This is a genomic window from Streptomyces sp. NPDC001714 (assembly GCF_042892755.1).
Classification (GTDB): Bacteria; Actinomycetota; Actinomycetes; order Streptomycetales; family Streptomycetaceae; genus Streptomyces.
In genome coordinates, this window is record NZ_JBIAUL010000028.1 from 41,050 (window position 1) to 63,476 (window position 22,427).

Sequence of the window (22,427 nt, forward strand, 5' to 3'; positions counted from 1 at the left end):
GGCACGACGAGGATGCGACGCCGATGCGGGTGAACAAAGCGGCCGACGCAGGCAGCCCGGGCATGTACCCTACGTGTCGCACCGAAACGGGGTGTGGCGCAGCTTGGTAGCGCGTCCGCTTTGGGAGCGGAAGGCCGTGGGTTCAAATCCCGCCACCCCGACCACCACCTGACGGCGTCCGTCTTGATCGCCTTTTGGGGCGCTGAGCCGCTGCGGTTACTATGCAAGCTGCGCGCCCGTGTGTCCCGGCCCCCCTTCGGCGGCCTACGAACTCCTCCGGGCGGCGAAACTCCGCCGGGCCCCCTCTGGCACCGGCAGAACCCGAGAAGTCAGCCACAAGGAGACCGAACCGTGAAGAGCGCCGTGGAGACCCTGAACCCGACCCGGGTTCGGCTCACTGTCGAGGTGCCCTTCGAGGAGCTCAAGGACAGCCTCGACGCGGCGTACAAGAAGATCAACCAGCAGGTCACGGTGAAGGGCTTCCGCAAGGGCAAGATCCCGGCCCGCGTCATCGACCAGCGGTTCGGCCGCGGGGCGGTCCTGGAGGAGGCGGTCAACGACGCGCTTCCGAAGTTCTACACCGAAGCGGTCAACGAGGCCGAGCTGAACCCGCTGGGTCAGCCCGAGGTCGACATCACCGAGCTGAAGGACGGCGAGACGCTGAACTTCACCGCCGAGGTCGACGTCCGCCCGGCCCTCGAGATCCCGGACTACACGGGCATCGAGGTCGAGGTCGACGCCGTCGAGGTCACCGACGAGGACGTCGAGAAGTCGGTCGAGCAGCTCCGTGAGCGCTTCGCCTCCACCTCCCCGGTCGAGCGGGCCGCCGAGGACGGCGACGTCGTCACCATCGACCTGGAGGCCAAGGTCGACGGTGAGGTCCTGGAGGACGGCATCGCGAGCGGTGTCTCCTACACCATCGGCTCCGGCGAGCTGCTGGACGGCATCGACGACGCCGTGAAGGGCCTGGAGGCCGGTGGCGAGGCCACCTTCACCTCCGAGCTCAAGGGCGGCTCCGCGGCCGGCCGCGAGGCCGAGGTCACCGTCAAGGTCACCCAGGTCGCCGCCCGCGAACTCCCCGAGCTGGACGACGAGTTCGCGCAGCTCGCCTCCGAGTTCGACACCCTGGACGAGCTCAAGGAAGACAGCCGCAAGCGTCTCGCCAACATGAAGACGTACGACCAGGCCACGCAGGCCCAGGAGCGCGTCCTGGAGAAGCTCCTGGAGCTCGTCGAGGTGCCCGTCCCCGAGAAGCTGCTCGAGGACGAGATCAACACCCGCAAGCACAACCTGGAGCACCACCAGCTCGGCCAGATGGGTCTCGACCTGGAGAAGTACCTCGAGATCCAGGGCAAGACCGCCGAGGAGTTCGAGGCCGAGACCCGCGAGGCCGCGGTCAAGGGCATCAAGACCCAGTTCGTCCTCGACGAGCTGGTCAAGGTCGAGAAGCTGAACGTCAACCAGGAGGAGCTCACCGAGCACCTCATGCGGCGCGCGGCCTCCTCCGGCATGTCCCCCGACCAGTTCGCCCAGGCCGTCGTCGAGGGCGGCCAGGTCCCGCTCCTGGTCGGCGAGGTCGCCCGCGGCAAGGCCCTGGCCGTCGTGGTCGAGGCCGCCACGGTGAAGGACACCAACGGCGAGATCGTCGACCTGGACGACGAGGACGAGGACGAGACCGGGACGGAGGCCCCTGAGGCCGCCGCCGAGGCCGCCGACGCCACGGACGAGGACAAGACCGAGGGCTGAGCCCTACGGCGCCCACAACGGCGCACAGGGGCTCCTGGGACCATCCCGGGGGCCCCTTTGCCGTATGCGCCAGGGAAGCCCACCCAGGGGCGCGGGGAACTGCGCGAGCGGCCCCCACACAGCCGCACGCGCCCCCGTACCGCATCCCGAACGGCGCTACGCCCCCGGCGAACAGCCCTCTTACCGGGATTCCCCGAAGGGACCATCGCGTTAGGGTCCATGAGTACGAGGGCAGCCAAGCCCCCGGCTACGGAAACGTGAGACGGCCCGGCGCCGTCGTACAGACGAGCAGGTGGATACGTGACGAATCTGATGCCCTCCGCCGCCGGCGAGCCTTCCATCGGTGGTGGCCTCGGTGACCAGGTCTACAACCGGCTGCTCGGTGAGCGGATCATCTTCCTCGGCCAGCAGGTGGACGACGACATCGCGAACAAGATCACCGCGCAGCTGCTGCTGCTCGCGGCCGATCCCGCCAAGGACATCTACCTCTACATCAACAGCCCCGGTGGCTCGGTGACCGCCGGCATGGCGATCTACGACACCATGCAGTACATCCCGAACGACGTGGTGACCATCGCCATGGGCATGGCGGCCTCGATGGGCCAGTTCCTGCTCACCGGCGGTGCCGCGGGCAAGCGCTTCGCGCTGCCGCACGCCGACATCATGATGCACCAGGGCTCCGCGGGCCTCGGCGGTACCGTCTCGGACATCAAGATCCAGGCCGAGTACCTGCTGCGCACCAAGAAGCGCATGTCCGAGCTGACCGCGCAGCACTCCGGCCAGACCGTCGAGGCGATCATCCGCGACGGCGACCGCGACCGCTGGTTCACCCCGGAAGAGGCCAAGGAGTACGGTCTCATTGACGAGATCATCACGCATGCCTCCGGTGTTCCGGGAGGCGGTGGCACCGGCGCCTGACCCCAGGCCCGGCCACGCCACGCTCCGCCGAGACTCCAGCCCCCCGAACGCCACCAGGACGGTGAACACCCTCATGAGCAACATTCCCGGCGCCGCTGACGCCCGCTACGACGGGCCCCGGCCCGACGCCCGCTACGTCATCCCGCGCTTCGTCGAGCGCACCTCCCAGGGCATCCGCGAGTACGACCCGTACGCGAAGCTCTTCGAGGAGCGCGTGATCTTCCTCGGCGTCCAGATCGACGACGCCTCCGCCAACGACGTCATGGCGCAGCTGCTGTGCCTGGAGTCGATGGACCCGGACCGGGACATCTCGATCTACATCAACAGCCCGGGCGGCGACATGACCGCCCTCACGGCGATCTACGACACGATGCAGTTCGTGAAGCCCGACATCCAGACGGTCTGCATGGGCCAGGCGGCCTCCGCCGCGGCCATCCTGCTGGCCGCGGGCACGCCCGGCAAGCGCATGGCGCTGCCGAACTCCCGCGTGCTGATCCACCAGCCGGCCGGTTCCACCGGCCGCGGCCAGCTCTCCGACCTGGAGATCATCGCCAAGGAGTTCACGCGGATGCGTGACCAGCTGGAGACGATGCTGGCCAAGCACTCCAACCGGCCGATCGAGCAGGTCCGCGAGGACATCGAGCGCGACAAGATCCTCACGGCCGAGGAAGCGCTGGACTACGGCATCGTCGACCAGATCATCTCCACCCGGAAGATGAACAACGCCGACGTCCGCTGACAGAGGCCGCGGGCAGAGAATGTATTCTCTGCCGCCCTTGGCACGGTTTGACCGCGCGCACGGCAAGGTGCACGTCAAAGTGAACCGTGCCAAGGGGGGCCCGTACGGGGGGCCCGGCAAGGTACCGTCGACATAAGGCAGCACCAGGAGCCGCTGGATTCGAAAGAGTCCAGGCGTCTCCCAGGCGAAGGGGAAGCACACCGTGGCACGCATCGGTGACGGCGGCGATCTGCTCAAGTGCTCGTTCTGCGGCAAGAGCCAGAAGCAGGTCAAGAAGCTCATCGCAGGGCCCGGTGTGTACATCTGCGACGAGTGCATCGATCTCTGCAACGAGATCATCGAGGAGGAGCTCGCCGAGACGAGCGAGGTGCGCTGGGAGGAACTCCCGAAGCCCCGCGAGATCTACGAGTTCCTGGAGGGCTACGTGGTGGGCCAGGAGCCCGCCAAGAAGGCCCTCTCGGTCGCGGTGTACAACCACTACAAGCGCGTCCAGGCAGGGGAGAACGGCGGCGCCCAAGGCCGTGACGACGCCATCGAGTTGGCGAAGTCCAACATCCTCCTGCTGGGCCCCACCGGCTCCGGCAAGACGCTCCTCGCGCAGACCCTGGCCCGCATGCTCAACGTCCCGTTCGCGATCGCCGACGCCACCGCGCTGACGGAGGCCGGCTACGTGGGCGAGGACGTGGAGAACATCCTCCTCAAGCTGATCCAGGCCGCCGACTACGACGTCAAGAAGGCCGAGACCGGGATCATCTACATCGACGAGATCGACAAGGTCGCGCGGAAGAGTGAAAATCCGTCGATCACGCGGGACGTCTCCGGCGAGGGCGTGCAGCAGGCCCTGCTGAAGATCCTGGAGGGCACCACGGCCTCCGTGCCGCCGCAGGGCGGCCGCAAGCACCCGCACCAGGAGTTCATCCAGATCGACACGACGAACGTGCTGTTCATCGTGGGCGGTGCGTTCGCCGGCCTGGAGAAGATCATCGAGTCCCGGGCGGGCGCCAAGGGCATCGGCTTCGGCGCCACCATCCGCTCCAAGCGCGAGCTGCAGTCCAAGGACCAGTTCGAGGACGTCATGCCCGAGGACCTGGTCAAGTTCGGCATGATCCCGGAGTTCATCGGCCGCCTCCCGGTCATCACCTCGGTCCACAACCTGGACCGCGAGGCCCTGCTCCAGATCCTCATCGAGCCGCGCAACGCGCTCGTCAAGCAGTACCAGCGCCTCTTCGAACTCGACGGCGTGGAGCTGGACTTCGAGCGCGAGGCCCTGGAGGCCATCGCCGACCAGGCCATCCTCCGCCAGACCGGCGCGCGTGGCCTGCGGGCCATCATGGAAGAGGTCCTCATGTCGGTGATGTACGAGGTCCCGTCCCGCAAGGACGTGGCTCGCGTCGTCATCACGGCCGACGTCGTCCACTCCAACGTCAACCCGACCCTGATCCCGCGCGACGCGCGCGGCCGGGGCGCGGGGGAGCAGAAGTCGGCGTAACCCCGTCAACACCGAAGCGCCGGGCCCTCCTCGGAGGAACCCGGCGCTTTCGCGTGTGCCGGCGGGCGGCTACTTGGCGACGCGCACCTCACCCCGTACGTCGGCCGCGATCTTCGCCGAGTCGTCGAGGCCGTACGTCTTCACCGCCGCCGTCGGCTCCACCATGCCGATGGTGCTGTAGTCCGCCCAGATGCACAGGTAGGCCGTCTGGGCCTTGCCGGTGAGCTGGTTCTTGCCCTTCGCCTGCTGGCACTTCATCACCGCGCCGTCCAGCCCGGCGGGCGAGACGGACTGGGCGTCTCCCACCAACTGCACGCTGTCGCCCGAGGCGCCCTCCTTCTTCATGTTGGCGAAGGTGGCGTCGAGTGCGGCCTGCGGGTCCTTCACCGTGCCGTACACCCCGAAGAGGGTGACGTTCTCGGCGGTCTCCGCCTTGGCCACGTCCGCCGGGTTGCTGGTATCAAGCGATTCCAGGTCGATGGTCGAGTAGATCGCGGTCACCGAGGTGGCGTCGGTGACACCGGACTTGGCGAGGTCCTTCGCGTCGCTCGAACTTGCCTTCTGCTCGCTGGAGTCGCCCACCCGCTTGTACTTGGCGGACAGGATCGAGGCGGGCGCGGTCAGCTTGTGCGGCCCGTCGTCCGTGAGCCCGCCGCCGCCTTGGGCGAGCAGGAAGTACGCGCCGACCGCGACGGCGGCGACCACCGCCACCGCCCCGATGATCAGCCCCGTCTTCTTCTTGCCGCCGCCCGGGGCAGGGGGCTGCGGAACGCCGTAGGGCTGCTGGCCGTACGGGGGCTGGCCGTAGGGCGGCTGCTGCTGGCCGTACGGGTTGTCCTGCGGGGGAACGCCCTGCGCCGGGTAGCCGTAGCCCGGCTGCGGGGGCTGCGGAGGCTGGCCGTAGGGTCCCGGCTGCGGCGGGGCCGCCGGCGGAGCCTGCTGCGGGTAGCCGTAGCCGGGCTGGGGCGCCTGCGGCGGCCCGCCGTACGGACCCGGCTGCTGTCCGTACGGTCCCGGCTGCTGCGGCGGCGGCCCCCCGTACGGGCCCGGCTGGTTGTAGCTCATCTCTGGGTTCCCCTCCAGATGCTTATGTGTTCCTGACACATCCTGGCTCAGCCACAGGGGACTCATGGCGCGAGGGTGCCCACCGTTACAGAACAAACGCGTTTCGGGACAGTGCCGGGACACCTCTAAACTGAGCCCCGTGACCGAGAATGCTCAGCAGCAGCCCACAGCGCCCAGCACCGAACTGCCGACCCAGTACGCGCCGGCCGACGTAGAGGGGCCGCTGTACGAGCGCTGGGTAGAGCGCGGTTACTTCGCGGCCGACGCCAAGAGCGACAAGCCCGCGTACACCATCGTCATCCCGCCGCCCAACGTCACCGGTTCGCTGCACCTGGGCCACGCCTTCCAGCACACGCTGATGGACGCGCTGACCCGCCGCAAGCGCATGCAGGGCTTCGAGTCGCTGTGGCTGCCCGGCATGGACCACGCCGGCATCGCCACCCAGAACAAGGTTGAGCAGCAGCTCGCCGAGGAGGGCAAGTCCCGTCAGGACCTCGGCCGGGAGGCGTTCGTCGAGCGCGTCTGGCAGTGGAAGGAAGAGTACGGCGGGAAGATCCTCGGCCAGATGCGCCGGCTCGGCGACGGCGTCGACTGGGACCGCGAGCGCTTCACCATGGACGAGGGTCTGTCCAAGGCCGTCCAGACCATCTTCAAGAAGCTCTACGACGACGAGCTGATCTACCGTGCCGAGCGCATCATCAACTGGTGCCCGCGCTGTCTGACGGCCATCTCGGACATCGAGGTGGAGTACCAGGAGGACGACGGCGAGCTGGTCTCCATCAAGTACGGCGAGGGCGACGAGACGCTGGTCGTCGCCACCACGCGTGCGGAGACGATGCTCGGCGACACCGCCGTCGCCGTCCACCCCGACGACGAGCGGTACAGGCACCTGGTCGGCAAGCGCATCAAGCTCCCGCTGACCGACCGCACCATCCCCGTCGTCGCGGACACGCACGTCGACCCGGAGTTCGGCACGGGTGCCGTCAAGGTCACCCCGGCCCACGACCCGAACGACTTCGCGATCGGCCAGCGCCACGGCCTGGAGTCGATCACGGTCATGGACGAGCGGGCCGTCATCACCGCGCACGGTCCCTTCCAGGGCCTGGACCGCTTCGAGGCGCGCTCCGCCATCGTCGCCGCGCTCCGTTCCCAGGGCCGGATCGTCGCCGAGAAGCGGCCGTACGTCCACAGCGTCGGCCACTGCTCGCGCTGCAAGACCACCATCGAGCCGCGGCTGTCCATGCAGTGGTGGGTCAAGGTCGGCCCGCTGGCGAAGGCGGCCGGTGACGCGGTCCGCGACGGGCGGGTGAAGATCCACCCCGAGGACATGTCGAAGCGGTACTTCGACTGGGTCGACAACATGCACGACTGGTGCATCTCGCGCCAGCTGTGGTGGGGCCACCGCATCCCGGTCTGGTACGGCCCGGAGGGCGAGGTCGTCTGCGTCGGCCCCGACGAGGAGCCGCCCGGCACCGAGGCGGAGGGCTGGAAGCAGGACACCGACGTCCTCGACACCTGGTTCTCCTCCGGCCTGTGGCCGTTCTCCACCCTCGGCTGGCCCGAACAGACCGCGGACCTGCGGAAGTTCTACCCGACCGACGTCCTGCTCACCGGCCACGACATCATCTTCTTCTGGGTCGCCCGGATGATGATGTTCGGCCTCTACGCCATGGACGGCGAGGTCCCCTTCCGCACCATCGCGCTGACCGGTCTGGTCCGCGACGAGCGCGGCAAGAAGATGTCGAAGTCCTTCGGCAACGTCGTCGACCCGCTGGACTGGATGGACAAGTACGGCTCCGACGCCGTCCGCTTCACCCTGGCCCGCGGCGCCAACCCCGGCACCGACGTCCCGATCGGCGAGGACTGGGTCCAGGCGTCCCGGAACTTCGCCAACAAGATCTGGAACGCGACCCGCTTCGCGCTGATGAACGGCGCGACGGTCGAGGGCCCGCTGCCGGACCCGTCGGAGATGTCGGCGACGGACCGCTGGATCCTCTCCCGCCTCAACAAGACGGTCGCCGAGGTCGACGCGTTCTACGACGACTTCCAGTTCGCCAAGCTCTCCGACGCCCTCTACCACTTCGCGTGGGACGAGGTCTTCGACTGGTACGTCGAGCTGTCCAAGACCACGTTCCAGGCGGGCGGCCGCGGCGCCGAGGTCTCCCAGCGGGTCCTCGGCGAGGTCCTGGACGTCACCCTGAAGCTCCTCCACCCGGTCGTCCCGTTCGTCACGGACACCCTGTGGACGACGCTGACCGGCGGCGAGTCGGTCGTGATCGCCGGCTGGCCGGCCGACAGCGGCTTCCGGGACGAGGCGGCGGAGCGGGAGATCGAGACCCTCCAGTCCGTCATCACCGAGGTCCGCCGCTTCCGCGCCGACCAGGGCCTGCAGCCCGGCCAGCGGGTTCCGGCCCGCCTCACCCTGGACGGTACGGCCCTCGCCCCGCACGAGGCGGCCATCCGCCAGCTGCTGCGCCTCCAGCCGGAGGGCGACGCCTTCGCGGCGACGGCGACCCTCCCGGTGGCCGGTGCCGCGGTCGCCCTCGACCTCTCCGGCACCATCGACGTCGCCGCCGAGCGCAAGCGCCTCGCGAAGGACCTCGCGGCCGCCGAGAAGGAGAAGGCCCAGGCGACCGGCAAGCTCGGCAACGAGGCGTTCCTGGCGAAGGCCCCGGACAACGTCGTGGAGAAGATCCGCACCCGGCTCGCCAAGGCCGACGAGGACATCGCCCGCATCCAGGCCCAGCTGGACCGCCTTCCGCAGGCGTAGCCGCAGGGCCCGCAAGGCCACGGACGAGGCGTCCCCGCAGGCGTCCGGCAGCCCTTCCCGAAGGGCTGCCGGACGCCTGCGCGCGTTTCCCGGGTCACAAAGCGCCACCCGCCCGCCGCCCTACAATCCAAAAGTAGGAACATGACCCTAATGTTCCGTTTTGTTGCCAGGCGGCGGAGGGAACGCCCACATGCAGCGCAGGGGCCGAACGAGGACGCCTCCGCACCGGGGACTGGTCTTCCTGACGGCCGGGGCGGGCGGCCTGCTCGCCGTGCTCATGGGCCTCGTCCTCCTCATGCTGGTGCTGGCGATCGAGGACGCCCAGCACTCCCTGCTCTCCGCGAGGAGCGGCCGGCCGGCCCTGGAACAGGTCGGAGTGGTCCAGGGGACCGTCCTCGACGTGGAGGGCGGTCAGCGCAGCTACGTCATCACCCGGCAGGACGCGTTCCTCGAACCCTGGCGGGCCGCCCGGGCCGCGTTCCCCGCACAGGCGCAGCGGCTCGTGGACGTCAGCACGTCCCCCGCCCAGCGGCAGCTCGCCCGGCAGATCCAGCGCTCCGGCCAGTCCTTCGTCGACGACTACTCGGTCCCGCTCGTGGCCGAGGCCCGGCGCGGCGACCCCGACGCGAGCAGCACGGCGCGGACGCTGGAGGGCAAGGAGCGGCTCGACGCACTCCGGGCCCAGTTCTCCCGCTACCTCCACGACGAGCGCGCCGCGATCAGCCGGCGCGAGAACGCGCTGGAGGCCCGGATGCGCATGCTGACGATCGCCGCGTCCGCCGGCGTCGGCGCGGCGGTCCTCCTGATCGTCGCCTACGGCGCCTACGTGACCCGGGTGATCGTCTGGCCGGTGCGCAGGATGGCCGGCGTCGCGACCCGGCTCGCCGCCGGGGACCTGGGCGCACGGGTGCCGCTCTCCGGGCGCCGGGAGATCGGGCAGCTGGAGACCGCGTTCAACACCATGGCGGGCTCGCTGGAGAAGAGCCACCGGCGGCTGCGGCTGCTCTACGACGCCGGCACCGCCGTCGGCAACACCCTGGACGTGGGGCGGACCGCCGACGAGCTGGTGCGGGTGGCAGTCCCCCGCTTCGCCGACTTCGTCACCGTCGACCTGGAGGAGTCCGTGCTGCACGGCGGGGAGCCGACGGCCGCCGAGACGGTCCTGCGGCGCGTCGCCCGGCGCGGTGTCCGCGACGACTCCCCGCTGGACCCGGTCGGTGCCCTCATCGCCGTGAGCCCGCCGCCCGGAGCCGACCGGCCCGGCGGCCCCGGCGCGGCCTTCGTAGCCGATCTGCGGGACACCCGGAACGCGGGGTTTCCCGACGCGCGGCACCTGGACCGGCTCCTCGACTACGGCATGCGCTCGCTGATCACCGTGCCGCTGTCGGTACAGGGCGTCCTGATGGGGGTGATCGTCTTCTGGCGCACCCGGGACTCCCCGCCGTTCGAGAAGGACGACCTGTCCGACGCCGAGGAACTCGCCGCGAAGTCCGCGACCGCCATCGACAACGCCCGCCGGTACACCCGGGAGCGGGAGACCGCGCTCGCGCTCCAGCGCAGCCTGCTCCCGCACGTCCTGCCCGACTGCCCGAGCGTCGACTTCGCCTTCCGCTACCTCCCCACCGGAACCCGGGCCGGCGTCGGCGGCGACTGGCTCGACGTGATCCCGCTGTCGGGCACCCGGGTGGCCCTGGTCGTCGGGGACGTCGTCGGCCACGGCATCCAGGCCTCCGCCACCATGGGGCGGCTGCGCACGGCGGTCCGCACCCTCGCGGACGTCGACCTGCCCCCCGACGAACTCCTCACCCACCTCGACGACCTCGTCCTGCACCTGGACGACGGCGCCGGGGAACAGGCCGGTGAGGTGGGTTCGACCTGCCTGTACGCCGTCTACGACCCGATCTCGCGGCACTGCTCCCTGGCCAGCGCGGGCCATCCGATGCCCTTCGTGATCACTCCCCAGGGGGCGGTGGAACCGGCCCCCGGCCAGGCCGGCCCGCCGCTCGGGCTCGGCGGGCTGCCGTTCGAGACCACCGACGTGGACCTCACCCCGGGCTCCACCCTCGCACTGTTCAGCAACGGCCTGGTGCACTCCCGCAACCTCGACATGGGCCACGGCCTGGACCGGCTGCGCCGCGCGCTCACGTCCGCCGGGGAGGGGGAGGCGCTGGAGGCGGCCTGCGACCGGGTGGTGGCCGCGCTGCGCACCGGCGAACCCGCCGACGACGTCACCCTGCTGCTCGCCCGCACCCGCGCCCTGCCCTGCGACCAGGTGGCCGCCTGGGAGGTCCCCGCGGACCCCGAGCAGGTGGCAGGGGCCCGGGCCCTGGCCACCGACCAGCTCGCCGCCTGGAAGCTGGACGACCTGTCCTTCACCACCGAACTGGTGGTCAGCGAACTCGTCACGAACGCCGTCCGCTACGGCGGCTCCCCGATCCAGCTGCGGCTCATCCGCGACACCAGGATGCTGATCTGCGAGGTCTCCGACGGCAGCAGCACCGCCCCGCACCTGCGGCGGGCCCGGGTCTTCGACGAGGGCGGCCGGGGCCTGCTGCTGGTCGCCCAGCTCACCCAGCGGTGGGGGACCAGGCAGACCGCCGCCGGCAAGACGATCTGGTGCGAGCAGGCGCTCCCGGCGACCGACGCGTCCACGGCCCGCGGGGCTCCGTAGACTGGTGCCGTGAGTGATCTGCCTCCGCGCGACCCCCATGAGAGCTTCGACGACGACTTCGAAGGCGACTTCGACGAGCTCGTCGCGGCCGAGACGGACCGTGACCCCGATCTCGCGGTGATCGAGGCCGGCAGCCGGACCCTGCGTACCCAGGGCGGCCCGCAGCAGGCCGACGTCCCGGGCCGCCCCGAGGACCCCGAGGTCGACCGGGCCCTGCGGGAGGTGGAGACGGAGCTCGCCACCCGCTGGGGCGAGACCAAGCTGGAGCCGTCGGTCACCAGGATCGCCGCCCTCATGGACGTGCTGGGCGAGCCGCAGCGGGCGTACCCCTCGATCCACATCACCGGCACCAACGGCAAGACGTCCACGGCCCGCATGATCGAGGCCCTGCTCGGCGCCTTCGACCTGCGCACCGGCCGTTACACCAGCCCGCACGTGCAGTCGATCACCGAGCGCATCAGCCTCGACGGCGCCCCCATCTCCGCCGAGCGGTTCATCGAGACGTACAACGACATCAAGCCCTACGTCGAGATGGTCGACTCGCGGCAGGAGTACCGGCTCTCCTTCTTCGAGGTGCTCACCGGCATGGCGTACGCGGCCTTCGCGGACGCCCCCGTGGACGTCGCCGTCGTCGAGGTCGGCATGGGCGGCTCCTGGGACGCCACCAACGTCATCGACGGGGACGTCGCCGTCGTCACCCCCATCGACCTCGACCACACCGACCGGCTCGGGGAGACCACCGCCGAGATCGCCGCCGAGAAGGCCGGGATCATCAAGCAGGACGCCACCGTCATCCTGGCCCAGCAGCCGGTCGACGCGGCGCAGGTGCTCCTCAAGAAGGCCGTCGAGGTGGACGCCACCGTCGCCCGCGAGGGTCTCGAGTTCGGTGTCGTCGCCCGCCAGGTCGCCGTGGGCGGCCAGCTGCTCACCCTGCGCGGCCTCGGCGGCGAGTACGGCGAGGTCTACCTCCCCCTGCACGGCCCCTACCAGGCCCACAACGCGGCCGTCGCCCTGGCGGCGGTGGAGGCGTTCTTCGGCGTCGGCTCCCAGCGCCCGGAGCCCCTCGACATCGACACGGTCCGCAAGGCCTTCGCGGCCGTCTCGTCCCCGGGCCGCCTGGAGGTCGTACGGCGCTCTCCCACCGTCGTCCTCGACGCCGCCCACAACCCGGCCGGCGCCCGCGCCACCGCCGAGGCCGTCGGCGAGGCCTTCGACTTCAGCCGGCTGATCGGCGTGGTCGGGGCCAGCGGCGACAAGAACGTCCGCGGCCTCCTGGAGGCCTTCGAGCCGATCCTCGCGGAGGTCGTCGTCACCCAGAACTCCAGCCACCGCGCGATGGACGCGGACGAGCTGGCCGCGGTCGCCGTCGAGGTGTTCGGCGAGGACCGCGTCCAGGTCGAGCCGCGGCTGCCCGACGCCCTGGAGGCCGCGATCACGCTGGCCGAGGAGGAGGGCGAGTTCGCGGGCGGCGGCGTGCTGGTCACCGGCTCCGTCATCACCGTGGGCGAGGCCCGACTGCTCCTCGGGAGGGGCTGACCATGCGTACGCTCTGTTCCTCCACCCTGATCGGCGAGTTCTTCGTCATCGGCTTCGCCGCCCTGGTCGCCATGAAGGACCCCGACCTGTCCACCTCCACGGTCTGGCTGGTCAGCGGCATCGCCATGTTCCTGTGCGTGGCCCTGTGCGGAGTGATCACCCGCCCGGGCGGCGTGGCCCTCGGCTGGGCCCTGCAGATCGCCCTGGTCGCGTCCGGCGTGTTCGTTCCGACGATGTACTTCCTGGGCGCGGTCTTCGCGGCTCTGTGGTGGGCGTCCGTGCACTACGGCAGGAAGATCGACGAGGCCAAGGCCCGTTTCGCGGCACAGACCACCGAAAACAGCCCGTCGGGTGCGTGAGGACGAAAGCCGGCCGGTACCACATCTCAGCGCGTCCGGCGCGTCCGGCGCGTGCGGGCGGAGGCCGGTCCGGGGTGTGAGGACGAAGGCCGCTCGGTACCACATCCCAGCCCGTCCGGCGTCCGAGGACGAGGCCGTTGAGGCCGAAGCGGGGGGCCGGGGGCGGCGGCCCCCGAAAAGGGCCGCCAGCCCGACCCGCACACTGTGTAACGGACGCTCAGACCAGCCCTGTAGCCTCTCCTCACCGCACCCGGCCAGTATCGAAGGAGCCCTCCCGTGACCCAGCGCACCCTCGTCCTGCTCAAGCCCGACGCCGTCCGTCGGGGCCTGACCGGCGAGATCATCAGCCGTATCGAGCGCAAGGCCGGCTGGCAGATCACCGCGCTGGAGCTGCGCACCCTGGAGCGCGCCACGCTGGAGCAGCACTACGCCGAGCACGTCGGCAAGCCGTTCTACGAGCCGCTGGTCGAGTTCATGTCCTCCGGCCCGTCCGTCGCCCTGATCGTCGAGGGCGAGCGGGTCATCGAGGGCATCCGCGCGCTGGCCGGCCCCACCGACCCGATCGCCGCGGCGCCCGGCTCCATCCGCGGCGACTTCGGCGTGATCGTCCGCGAGAACCTGATCCACGCGTCCGACTCGGAGGAGTCCGCCGAGCGCGAGGTCAAGATCTTCTTCCCCGGCCGCGCGTAACCGTCAGGGTCCCGCAAAGGGCCCGTACGGAGTTTTCGTGCAAGTTTTTGACGAGGCGTCAGCCCATTGAGCTGCATGACCTGGGGGCGGCCGAACGATTTCGGCCGTCCCTCGGCATATGCGTGCCGATCGGGGGAACGAGTGGCCCCGTCGGACCGTCTCCACAAGCGAGGCGGCCGTACACGTGCTGACAATGGCGAAGACCCTCGCGCAGTGTTCGTGCAGGCGCGTCTACCATGGAAGCCTTCACGTCACAGCACCCACTTCGCCGACCTGATATGCCCTCAAAAGCTCCCGGGAAGGCCAGACGAATCCTGATGGGGAACTCAATGTCGTTCATCGGCCGTGACATGGCTGTCGACCTCGGGACCGCCAACACGCTGGTGTACGTCAGGGGTCGCGGGATCGTACTCAACGAGCCGTCCGTTGTCGCGATCAATACGAACACCGGTGGAATTCTCGCGGTCGGCGCGGAGGCGAAGAAGATGATCGGGCGCACGCCCGGCAACATCGTCGCCGTCCGGCCGCTGAAGGACGGCGTGATCGCCGACTTCGAGATCACCGAGCGGATGCTCCGCTACTTCATCCTGAAGATCCACAAGCGGCGGTATCTCGCGCGGCCGCGCGTGGTCGTGTGCGTGCCCTCCGGTATCACGGGTGTCGAGCGCCGTGCGGTCATCGAGGCGTCGTCGCAGGCCGGTGCCCGCCAGGTGCACATCATCGAGGAGCCCATGGCGGCCGCCATCGGCTCCGGACTGCCGGTCCACGAGGCCACGGGCAACATGGTGGTGGACATCGGCGGCGGCACCACGGAGGTCGCGGTCATCTCGCTCGGCGGCATCGTCACCGCCCAGTCCATCCGCGTCGCCGGCGACGAACTGGACAACGCGATCATCCAGCACATCAAGAAGGAGTACTCGCTCCTCCTCGGTGAGCGGACGGCCGAACAGATCAAGATCACGATCGGTTCGGCCTACGACCTCGACGACGACCAGCACACCGAGATCCGCGGCCGGGACCTGGTGTCCGGCCTGCCGAAGACCGTGGTCATCTCGGCCGCCGAGGTCCGCAAGGCGATCGAGGAGCCGGTCAACGCGATCGTCGACGCCGTCAAGACCACGCTCGACAAGTGCCCGCCGGAGCTGTCCGGCGACATCATGGACAGGGGAATCGTTCTGACCGGCGGCGGAGCCCTGCTGCGCGGTCTGGACGAGCGGCTGCGCCGGGAGACCGGCATGCCGATCCACATCGCCGAGGACCCGCTGGACAGCGTGGCGCTCGGCTCCGGCAAGTGCGTCGAGGAGTTCGAGGCGCTCCAGCAGGTCCTGGACGCCCAGCCGCGCAGATGACGTAACTCTTCGATTCCGCCGTACGAGATGACCCCCTCTCGTGCGGCGGATCGTTGATATGGAGGCATAGGCTCGCAGGCAGCGAGTCCCACCCCCACAAGCCTCCGCAACTCCCCCCACATGCCCCACATGTTCCACAAGCTTCCGCAACCAAGCCCCGCAAGTTCCTATTGAGGAAGGCACGGCCGCCGCACGTGAGGGACACGAAAGAGAGCCGGCTGCTCCTGGTGCTGCTGATCGCCATCGCGTTCGCGCTGATCACGGTGGACATCCGAGGTGGCAGGAACTCCCCGGTCGACGGCGCCCGGCAGGCCGCGGCCGCGGTCTTCGGCCCGATCGAGAACGGCATGTCGACGGTGGTGGACCCGGTCGGAAACGCCGTCTCCGCCGTCCGCGACTCCGGCGACCGGCACGACCGGCTGGCCCGGCTGGAGAAGCAGAACGCGACCCTCAAGGCGAAGCTCGGCAGCGACGACCGCAACCGCAGCCGCCTCAGCCAGCTCGAGAAGATGCTCAACGTCGCCGCCGAGGGCCAGTACGGCATCAAGGGCGCCCAGGTCATCGCCATAGGGTCGGCGCAGGGCTTCTCCTGGACCGTCACCATCGACGTCGGCTACAACGACGGCATCAAGCGGGACATGACCGTCCTCAACGGCAACGGCCTGGTAGGCCGCGTGACCACGGTCGGCCCGGACGCCTCCACCGTGCTGCTCGCCAACGACCCCGACTTCACCGTCGGCACCCGCATGGAGGGCAGCGACGAACTCGGCTTCGCCTCCGGACAGGGCGACCGCCCGCTGCGCGTCGAACTCCTCGACAGCAAGGCCGAGGTGAAGAAGGGCGACCGGCTCGTCACCTTCGGCTCCCAGGGCGACAAGCCGTTCGTGCCCGGCGTCCCGGTCGGCACGGTCTCCAGCGTCGACCCGTCCAACGGCGGCCTCACCCGCACCCTGTACGTCACGCCGTTCGTGTCCTTCACCAAGCTCGACATCGTCGGCGTGGTCGTCCAGGCACCGAAGAAGGACCCGCGCGACGAGGTGCTCCCGGCCAAGCCCAAGCCGACCCCGACCCCGACGGTGACCGTCACGGTCACCCCGTCCGCGGACGCGAGCACCAATGCGTCCGACACCACCGGCCAGTAGCAGTAGGAGCTGAATCCCCCATGCGTGTCAACCGGATCCTGCTCTCCTCCGCCCTGGTCGTCGTCGCCCTGGTGATCCAGGTGAGCGTCCTCGCCCGCCTCCACCTGCCCGGCGCCGTCCCCGACCTCATGCTGCTCACCGTCCTCGGCCTCGCCATGGTGTACGGCCATGTCGGCGGCGCCCTCGTCGGCTTCGGCGCCGGACTCCTCGCCGACCTCGCCCCGCCCGCCGACCACGCGGCCGGCCGCTACGCCCTGGTGCTGTGCGTCGTCGGCTACTTCGCCGGCCTCATCAAGCCGGAGAACGGCCGCCTGAAGTCCGCGACCGGCCCGATGCTCGTCGTGGTCGCCGCCGCCGTCGGCTCCACCCTGCTGTACGCCGGCGTCGGCGCCCTCGTCGGCGACACCGCCGCCCGGCACGTCGGCATGACCAGCCTGCTGATCACGGCCGCCCTGTACGACCTGCTGCTCGCCCCGTTCGTGGTCCCCGGCGTCATGGCCCTGGCCCGCCGCGCCGACAACGACCCGCTCACCGAGGCCAACTCCGGCGGCAAGGCGGGCGACATCTCCTCCGGCTGGATCTCCTCCGGCACCGGAATGCGCATCGGCGGCCAGCGCGGCGGCCTCGGCGGCCTCAAGGCCAGGGCCCGCACCCGCACGGTCCGCGTCGGCCGTATCAAGGGAGTCAAGCGCCTGTGAACGCGGGGGAGTTCACCCGAACGGGTGCGCGGGGGCGGAACGCGGCCTCACAGGTAGATCGTTCATCATTCGTACGCGCACGCGCATTTGTGCCGGGAGAGGGGGAGACAGCCCAGTGACCAACATTCCCGAGACCGGTCGGACCCCACGCGTCCAGATCCGTCTCGTCGTCATCCAGATCCTCGTCCTCTCCCTGCTCGGCACCCTCGGCGGCCGCCTGTGGTACCTGCAGATCCGGGAGGGCTCCGCGTACCAGAAGGAGGCCTCCGGCAACCACGTCCAGCAGGTCGTCGACCCCGCCGTGCGCGGCTCGATCCTGGACGCCCGCGGAGTCCCGCTCGCGGACAACGAGACCCGGCTGGTGGTCTCCGCCTCCCGCACCGACCTGCTCAAGCAGAAGGACGACGGCAAGTCGGTCCTGACCAAGCTCGCGGGTGTCCTCGGGATGAGCCCCACGGAGGTCATGCAGAAGGTCCGCCTCTGCGACGCCAAGACCCCCCAGCCCTGCTGGAACGGCTCGCCGTACCAGCCGATCCCGATCACCGACGAGGCCACCGCCAAGCAGGCCCTGCAGATCCGCGAGCGCTCCGAGGACTTCCCCGGCATCACCGCCGAGCCCGAGGCCGTCCGCCGCTACGCGAGCCCCGGCAAGTCCAACACCGCCCAGGTCCTCGGCTACCTCTCCCCGGTCACCGACGACGAGATCCAGCAGGCCAAGGACACCTCCTCCCCGTACCTGCGCTCCGACCAGGTCGGCCGGTCGGGCCTGGAGCGCGAGTACGACAAGGAGCTGCGCGGCAAGGCCGGCGTCACCCGCTACGAGGTCGACAACCTCGGCCGCGTCATCGGCAAGGCCAAGTCCGACTCCGCCGAGCCCGGTTCCAACCTGGTCACCAGCATCGACTCCCGCGTCCAGCGGGTCGCCGAGAACGAGCTGGACAAGGCGATGAAGGCCGCCCGCCAGCAGTACGACAGCATCACCCACGAGAACTACAAGGCCGACTCCGGCGCCGTCATCGTGATGGAGGCCAAGACCGGCCGGATCGTCGCCATGGCCTCCGCCCCGACCTACGACCCGAACGTGTGGGTCGGCGGCATCTCCGCCAAGGACTACAAGGCACTCACCGGCAAGGACTCCGACTACCCGCTGCTCAACAGGGCCATACAGGGTCAGGCGGCCCCCGGTTCGACGTTCAAGGTGGTCTCCACCGCCGCCGCGGTCAACGCCGGCTACGCCTGGGACGGCGGCTACCCCTGCACCAGCTCCTACTCGGTGGGCGGCCAGGTCTTCAAGAACTTCGAGGGCGAGAACTTCGGCGACATCTCCCTGGGCCGCGCCCTGGAGGTCTCCTGCGACACCGTCTTCTACGGACTCGCCGACCGCGAGTGGAAGAAGGACGGCGGCATCAACCCGAAGCCGGGTGAGCCGAAGGACTACTTCTTCAAGACCGCCCACCAGTTCGGCCTAGGCAAGGAGACCGGCATCGACCTGCCCAACGAGGTCACCGGCCGCGTCCCCGACCGCCAGTGGAAGATCGACTACTGGAAGGCCAACAAGGACGCCTGGTGCAAGTCCGGCAAGAAGGACGGCACCTACGTCGAGAAGATCGAGTACGAGAACTGCCTCGAAGGCAACAAGATGCGCGAGGGCGACGAGATCAACTACTCCATCGGCCAGGGCGACACCCTCGTCACGCCGATACAGGAGGCGATGATCTACGGCGCCGTGGCCAACGGCGGCACCGAGTACCAGCCGACCATCGGCAAGGCGATCATCAGCGCCGACGGCAAGAGCGTCCAGGAGATCAAGCCCAAGGTGCTCCGCAAGCTGCCGGTCACCCAGGCCACCCTCAAGGGCATGGACGACGCCTTCGCGGGCGTCATCACCCGCGGTACGGCGGCCTGGAAGTTCGGCGGCTGGCCGCAGGACAAGATCGCCCTGCACGGCAAGACCGGTACCGCCGAGGTCTACGGCAAGCAGACCACGTCCTGGCTGGCCACCTACAGCAAGGACTACACGGTCATCATGACCATCTCCCAGGCCGGTACCGGTTCCGGTGCCTCCGGTGAGGCGGTCCGCAACATCTACAGCGCGCTGTACGGCGTCTCGGCCGACGGCTCCATCGACAAGAACAAGGCGCTGCTCTACACCCCGCAGAAGGGCCTGCCGAAGGTCCGCACGGACGGCACGATCGCCTCCCCGAAGATCTCCAAGGACCCGGCGAAGGACTTCCAGGTCTACTCCCAGCAGGGCGACAAGAACACCGACAACGGGCAGACCCCGGCCGCCACCACGGCCTCACCGTCCACGGGCAACCGCGACACCCGCAGACGAGCCCGCAAGCGGGGAAGCCGGAGGATGCTCACATGACCGGAGTCAACAGCTTCTCCGTCTCCGGGTACGGCCCGGCACGGGCCGGCTGGACCCGGATCTTCGCCCGGGACTCGCTGACCCGCCGCCTGGACTGGCCGATGCTGCTGGCGTCGGTCGCCCTGTCCCTGCTCGGCTCGGTACTGGTCTACTCGGCGACCCGCAACCGCACCGAGATCAACCAGGGCGACCAGTACTACTTCCTGGTCCGGCACCTGATGAACACCGGCATCGGGCTCGCCCTGATGATCGGCACCATCTGGGTCGGCCACCGCCAGCTCCGCAACGCCGTACCGATCCTCTACGGCCTCTCCCTGCTGGGCATCCTCGCGGTGCTCACCCCGCTGGGCGCCACCATCAACGGCAGCCGCAACTGGATCGTCTTCGGCGGCGGCTTCTCGCTGCAGCCCGCCGAGTTCGTGAAGATCACCATCATTCTGGGCATGGCGATGATACTGGCGGCGCGGGTCGACGCCGGTGACAAGAAGTACCCCGACCACCGCACCGTCCTGCAGTCCCTGGGCCTGGCCGCCGTCCCGATCCTGATCGTGCTGCTCATGCCCGACCTCGGCACGGTCCTGGTGATGGTGACCATCATCCTCGGCGTGCTACTGGCCTCCGGCGCCTCCAACCGCTGGGTCTTCGGCCTGCTCACCGCCGGCGTGATCGGCTGCGTCGCCATCTGGCAGCTGCACATCCTGGACGAGTACCAGATCGCCCGCTTCGCCGCCTTCGCCAACCCGAGCCTCGACCCGGCCGGCGTCGGCTACAACACCAACCAGGCCCGGATCGCCATCGGCTCCGGCGGTCTGACCGGCGCGGGCCTCTTCCACGGTTCGCAGACCACCGGCCAGTTCGTGCCCGAGCAGCAGACCGACTTCGTCTTCACGGTCGCGGGCGAGGAGCTGGGCTTCGTCGGCGCGGGCCTGATCATCGTGCTCCTCGGGGTCATCCTGTGGCGCGCCTGCCGTATCGCCCGCGAGGCGACCGAGCTGTACGGCACGATCGTCGCGGCGGGGATCGTGGCGTGGTTCGCGTTCCAGGCGTTCGAGAACATCGGCATGACCCTCGGCATCATGCCGGTCACCGGTCTGCCGCTGCCGTTCGTGTCGTACGGCGGTTCCTCGATGTTCGCGGTGTGGGTGGCGGTGGGTCTGCTCCAGTCGATCAGGGTGCAGCGGCCGATGTCGGCATAGCCGGCACCGCCCGGGGAACCCAGGGAGGTGAACACCGAACCGCGTGTTCACCTCCCGTACCAATTCAGTCTTCCTCCGATTTACCCACTTCGGCCTCTGCCTCTGCGGCGGCCCGACCACTAGATTCAACTCATGGCGGATACGAAGCGTGAAATCGAGCGCAAATACGAATCCGATGACAGCGGCCTGCCCGATCTGACCGGCGTCGCAGGAGTGGCGAACGTCGTGGACAAGGGCACCGCCGACCTTGACGCGACCTACCACGACACCTCCGACCTGCGCCTGGCCTCGGCCAAGGTCACCCTGCGCCGCCGCAGCGGAGGCAGCGACGCCGGCTGGCACCTCAAACTCCCCGTCGCCCCCGGCGTCCGGGACGAGATCCACGCCCCCCTCTCCGACACCCTCCCCGACGAACTCGCCGCCCTGACCCGCTCCCGCGTCCGCGAGGGCCGGCTGGTCCCCGTGATCAGGCTGCGCACCACCCGCGACGTCCAGCACCTCGTCGACGCCGTCGGCGCCCTGCTCGCCGAGGTGAGCGTGGACCGCGTCCGGGCCGACCGGCTCTTCGGCGGCGACGGCAAGGCGCAGTGGACCGAGATCGAGGTGGAACTCGCCGACGGCGGCGACCCCGCCTTCCTCGACAAGGTGGAGAAACGGCTGGGCAAGGCGGGCGTACGCCCCTCGAAGTCCGCGTCGAAGCTCGCCCGCGCCCTGGCCGAGACGAAGGGCGGCAAACCGCACCCGCCGAAGAGCGAGCCCACCGCGCCGGTCACCGCGGGCGACCACGTCATGGCCTACGTCCGCGACCAGCGCGACGCGATCGTCGAACTCGACCCCGCCGTCCGCCTGGACACCGAGGAGGGCGTGCACGACATGCGGGTCGCCACCCGCCGGCTGCGCAGCACCTTCCGCACCTTCGGAAAAGTCCTCGACCGCCAGGTCACCGACCCGATCGCCGACGAGCTGAAATGGCTGGCCGGCGAACTGGGCGTGGGCCGCGACCAGGAGGTCCTGGCCGAACGCCTGATGTCGGCCCTCGCCGACGTGCCCCCCACCCTCGTCCACGGCCCCGTCCACGACCGCATCCACCACTGGGCCGAGGCGAGCGAACGCGGCTCCCGCAGCCGGCTCCTCGGCGTCCTGGACTCGGCCCGCTACCTGGCGCTCCTGGACACCCTCGACGCCCTCGCCGCCGACCCGCCCCTGCTGAAGACGGCCGCCAAGGACCCGGAGAAGGTCCTCACCAAGGCCGTCCACAAGGACTTCGCCAAGGTCACCGACCTGATCGAGACCGCCATGGCCGAGCCCCCCGGCCACGACCGCGACCTCGGCCTGCACGAGGCCCGCAAGAAGGCCAAGCGCACCCGCTACGCGGCCGAGGCCGCCCGCCCCGCCCTCGGCAAACCGGCCAAGACCATGGTCAAGTCCATGAAGTCCCTGCAGACCATGCTCGGCGAGCACCAGGACAGCGTGATGGCCCGCGAGACCCTGCGCGAGCTGTCCGCGGTGGCCCACGCGGCCGGGGAGAGCGCGTTCACCTACGGGCTGCTGTACGGCCGCGAGGAACAGCGGGCGGCGGCGGTGGAGGCGGAGGCGCCCAAGGCCTGGAAGGACATCAAGACCGAGGCTCCGGTGTGATCCGGACGTACGGGGGAGTCCGCCGACCGGGTTAGGCTTGATGGTCACCC

The 22,427-nt window shown here is 69.8% G+C and carries 16 protein-coding genes and 1 tRNA gene; 16 read left to right on the forward strand and 1 reads right to left on the reverse strand.

Features of this window, described 5'->3' with window-relative positions; all coding sequences use genetic code 11:
• Window positions 1-87 precede the first annotated feature (87 nt).
• From ACFY0P_RS45435 to clpX, 5 genes are all read left to right on the forward strand, one after another.
• A tRNA-Pro gene (locus ACFY0P_RS45435) sits at window positions 88-164 on the forward strand.
• A gap of 187 nt (window positions 165-351) precedes the next feature.
• A complete protein-coding gene (tig, locus tag ACFY0P_RS45440; RefSeq protein WP_388927933.1) occupies window positions 352-1,746 on the forward strand; it encodes a trigger factor in 1,395 nt (464 codons plus the stop codon).
• A 312-nt stretch (window positions 1,747-2,058) separates the two neighbouring features.
• On the forward strand, window positions 2,059-2,664 hold the full coding sequence (locus tag ACFY0P_RS45445; protein ID WP_351500155.1) for an ATP-dependent Clp protease proteolytic subunit: 606 nt from the start codon (window positions 2,059-2,061) through the stop codon (window positions 2,662-2,664).
• A gap of 73 nt (window positions 2,665-2,737) precedes the next feature.
• Entirely contained in the window at window positions 2,738-3,403 is a 666-nt protein-coding gene (locus ACFY0P_RS45450) for an ATP-dependent Clp protease proteolytic subunit (protein WP_189261441.1), read from the forward strand.
• A gap of 202 nt (window positions 3,404-3,605) precedes the next feature.
• The gene (clpX, locus tag ACFY0P_RS45455) at window positions 3,606-4,892 is read left to right on the forward strand and encodes an ATP-dependent Clp protease ATP-binding subunit ClpX (protein ID WP_093503035.1); all 1,287 of its coding nucleotides are present in this window, start codon (window positions 3,606-3,608) and stop codon (window positions 4,890-4,892) included.
• 69 nt (window positions 4,893-4,961) lie between these two features.
• Here the strand turns inward: clpX and ACFY0P_RS45460 are convergent, their stop codons facing one another.
• Window positions 4,962-5,957, reverse strand: a complete 996-nt coding sequence (locus tag ACFY0P_RS45460; RefSeq protein WP_388927937.1) for a hypothetical protein — start codon at window positions 5,955-5,957, stop codon at window positions 4,962-4,964.
• A 139-nt stretch (window positions 5,958-6,096) separates the two neighbouring features.
• Here ACFY0P_RS45460 and ACFY0P_RS45465 point away from each other — a divergent pair, with 139 nt between their 5' ends.
• The 11 genes from ACFY0P_RS45465 to ACFY0P_RS45515 all read left to right on the forward strand — a co-directional run bounded on the left by ACFY0P_RS45465 (window position 6,097) and on the right by ACFY0P_RS45515 (window position 22,377).
• Window positions 6,097-8,727, forward strand: coding sequence for a valine--tRNA ligase (locus ACFY0P_RS45465; RefSeq protein WP_388927939.1), 2,631 nt, complete (start codon window positions 6,097-6,099; stop codon window positions 8,725-8,727).
• Window positions 8,728-8,917: 190 nt separating this feature from the next.
• Window positions 8,918-11,398 (forward strand): SpoIIE family protein phosphatase, encoded by a 2,481-nt coding sequence (locus ACFY0P_RS45470; protein ID WP_388927942.1) that lies wholly within the window; start codon window positions 8,918-8,920, stop codon window positions 11,396-11,398.
• Between the two features lie 9 nt (window positions 11,399-11,407).
• The gene (locus ACFY0P_RS45475) at window positions 11,408-12,934 is read left to right on the forward strand and encodes a bifunctional folylpolyglutamate synthase/dihydrofolate synthase (protein WP_388927944.1); all 1,527 of its coding nucleotides are present in this window, start codon (window positions 11,408-11,410) and stop codon (window positions 12,932-12,934) included.
• Between the two features lie 2 nt (window positions 12,935-12,936).
• A complete protein-coding gene (locus ACFY0P_RS45480) occupies window positions 12,937-13,293 on the forward strand; it encodes a DUF4233 domain-containing protein (RefSeq protein ID WP_388927947.1) in 357 nt (118 codons plus the stop codon).
• 276 nt (window positions 13,294-13,569) lie between these two features.
• Window positions 13,570-13,983 carry a nucleoside-diphosphate kinase gene (gene ndk, locus ACFY0P_RS45485; protein WP_351493051.1) on the forward strand — a complete coding sequence of 138 codons (414 nt, stop codon included), beginning with the start codon at window positions 13,570-13,572 and terminating at the stop codon, window positions 13,981-13,983.
• 329 nt (window positions 13,984-14,312) lie between these two features.
• Window positions 14,313-15,332: a rod shape-determining protein gene (locus tag ACFY0P_RS45490; protein WP_099928866.1), complete on the forward strand. Its 1,020-nt coding sequence runs from the start codon at window positions 14,313-14,315 to the stop codon at window positions 15,330-15,332.
• A gap of 194 nt (window positions 15,333-15,526) precedes the next feature.
• On the forward strand, window positions 15,527-16,474 hold the full coding sequence (gene mreC, locus ACFY0P_RS45495) for a rod shape-determining protein MreC (protein WP_388927950.1): 948 nt from the start codon (window positions 15,527-15,529) through the stop codon (window positions 16,472-16,474).
• 20 nt (window positions 16,475-16,494) lie between these two features.
• Window positions 16,495-17,172, forward strand: a complete 678-nt coding sequence (gene mreD / locus ACFY0P_RS45500) for a rod shape-determining protein MreD (protein ID WP_388927953.1) — start codon at window positions 16,495-16,497, stop codon at window positions 17,170-17,172.
• Between the two features lie 115 nt (window positions 17,173-17,287).
• Window positions 17,288-19,543, forward strand: a complete 2,256-nt coding sequence (mrdA, locus tag ACFY0P_RS45505; RefSeq protein ID WP_388927956.1) for a penicillin-binding protein 2 — start codon at window positions 17,288-17,290, stop codon at window positions 19,541-19,543.
• Window positions 19,540-20,739 carry a rod shape-determining protein RodA gene (rodA, locus tag ACFY0P_RS45510; protein WP_388927958.1) on the forward strand — a complete coding sequence of 400 codons (1,200 nt, stop codon included), beginning with the start codon at window positions 19,540-19,542 and terminating at the stop codon, window positions 20,737-20,739. The genes mrdA and rodA overlap by 4 nt, the downstream gene beginning before the upstream one ends.
• 132 nt (window positions 20,740-20,871) lie before the next feature.
• Entirely contained in the window at window positions 20,872-22,377 is a 1,506-nt protein-coding gene (locus ACFY0P_RS45515) for a CHAD domain-containing protein (protein ID WP_388927961.1), read from the forward strand.
• The last annotated feature ends 50 nt before the right edge of the window (window positions 22,378-22,427 follow it).

Excerpts from the sequence above, each read along its gene's own strand:
- ACFY0P_RS45445 (WP_351500155.1), top strand. The coding sequence starts at position 2,059 with ATGCCCTCCGCCGCCGGCGAGCCTTCCATCGGTGGTGGCCTCGGTGAC.
- ACFY0P_RS45450 (WP_189261441.1), top strand. The coding sequence starts at position 2,738 with ATGAGCAACATTCCCGGCGCCGCTGACGCCCGCTACGACGGGCCCCGG.
- ACFY0P_RS45460 (WP_388927937.1), bottom strand. The coding sequence starts at position 5,957 with ATGAGCTACAACCAGCCGGGCCCGTACGGGGGGCCGCCGCCGCAGCAG.
- ACFY0P_RS45470 (WP_388927942.1), top strand. The coding sequence starts at position 8,918 with ATGCAGCGCAGGGGCCGAACGAGGACGCCTCCGCACCGGGGACTGGTC.
- ACFY0P_RS45480 (WP_388927947.1), top strand. The coding sequence starts at position 12,937 with ATGCGTACGCTCTGTTCCTCCACCCTGATCGGCGAGTTCTTCGTCATC.
- ACFY0P_RS45490 (WP_099928866.1), top strand. The coding sequence starts at position 14,313 with ATGTCGTTCATCGGCCGTGACATGGCTGTCGACCTCGGGACCGCCAAC.
- mreD (WP_388927953.1), top strand. The coding sequence starts at position 16,495 with ATGCGTGTCAACCGGATCCTGCTCTCCTCCGCCCTGGTCGTCGTCGCC.
- rodA (WP_388927958.1), top strand. The coding sequence starts at position 19,540 with ATGACCGGAGTCAACAGCTTCTCCGTCTCCGGGTACGGCCCGGCACGG.
- ACFY0P_RS45515 (WP_388927961.1), top strand. The coding sequence starts at position 20,872 with ATGGCGGATACGAAGCGTGAAATCGAGCGCAAATACGAATCCGATGAC.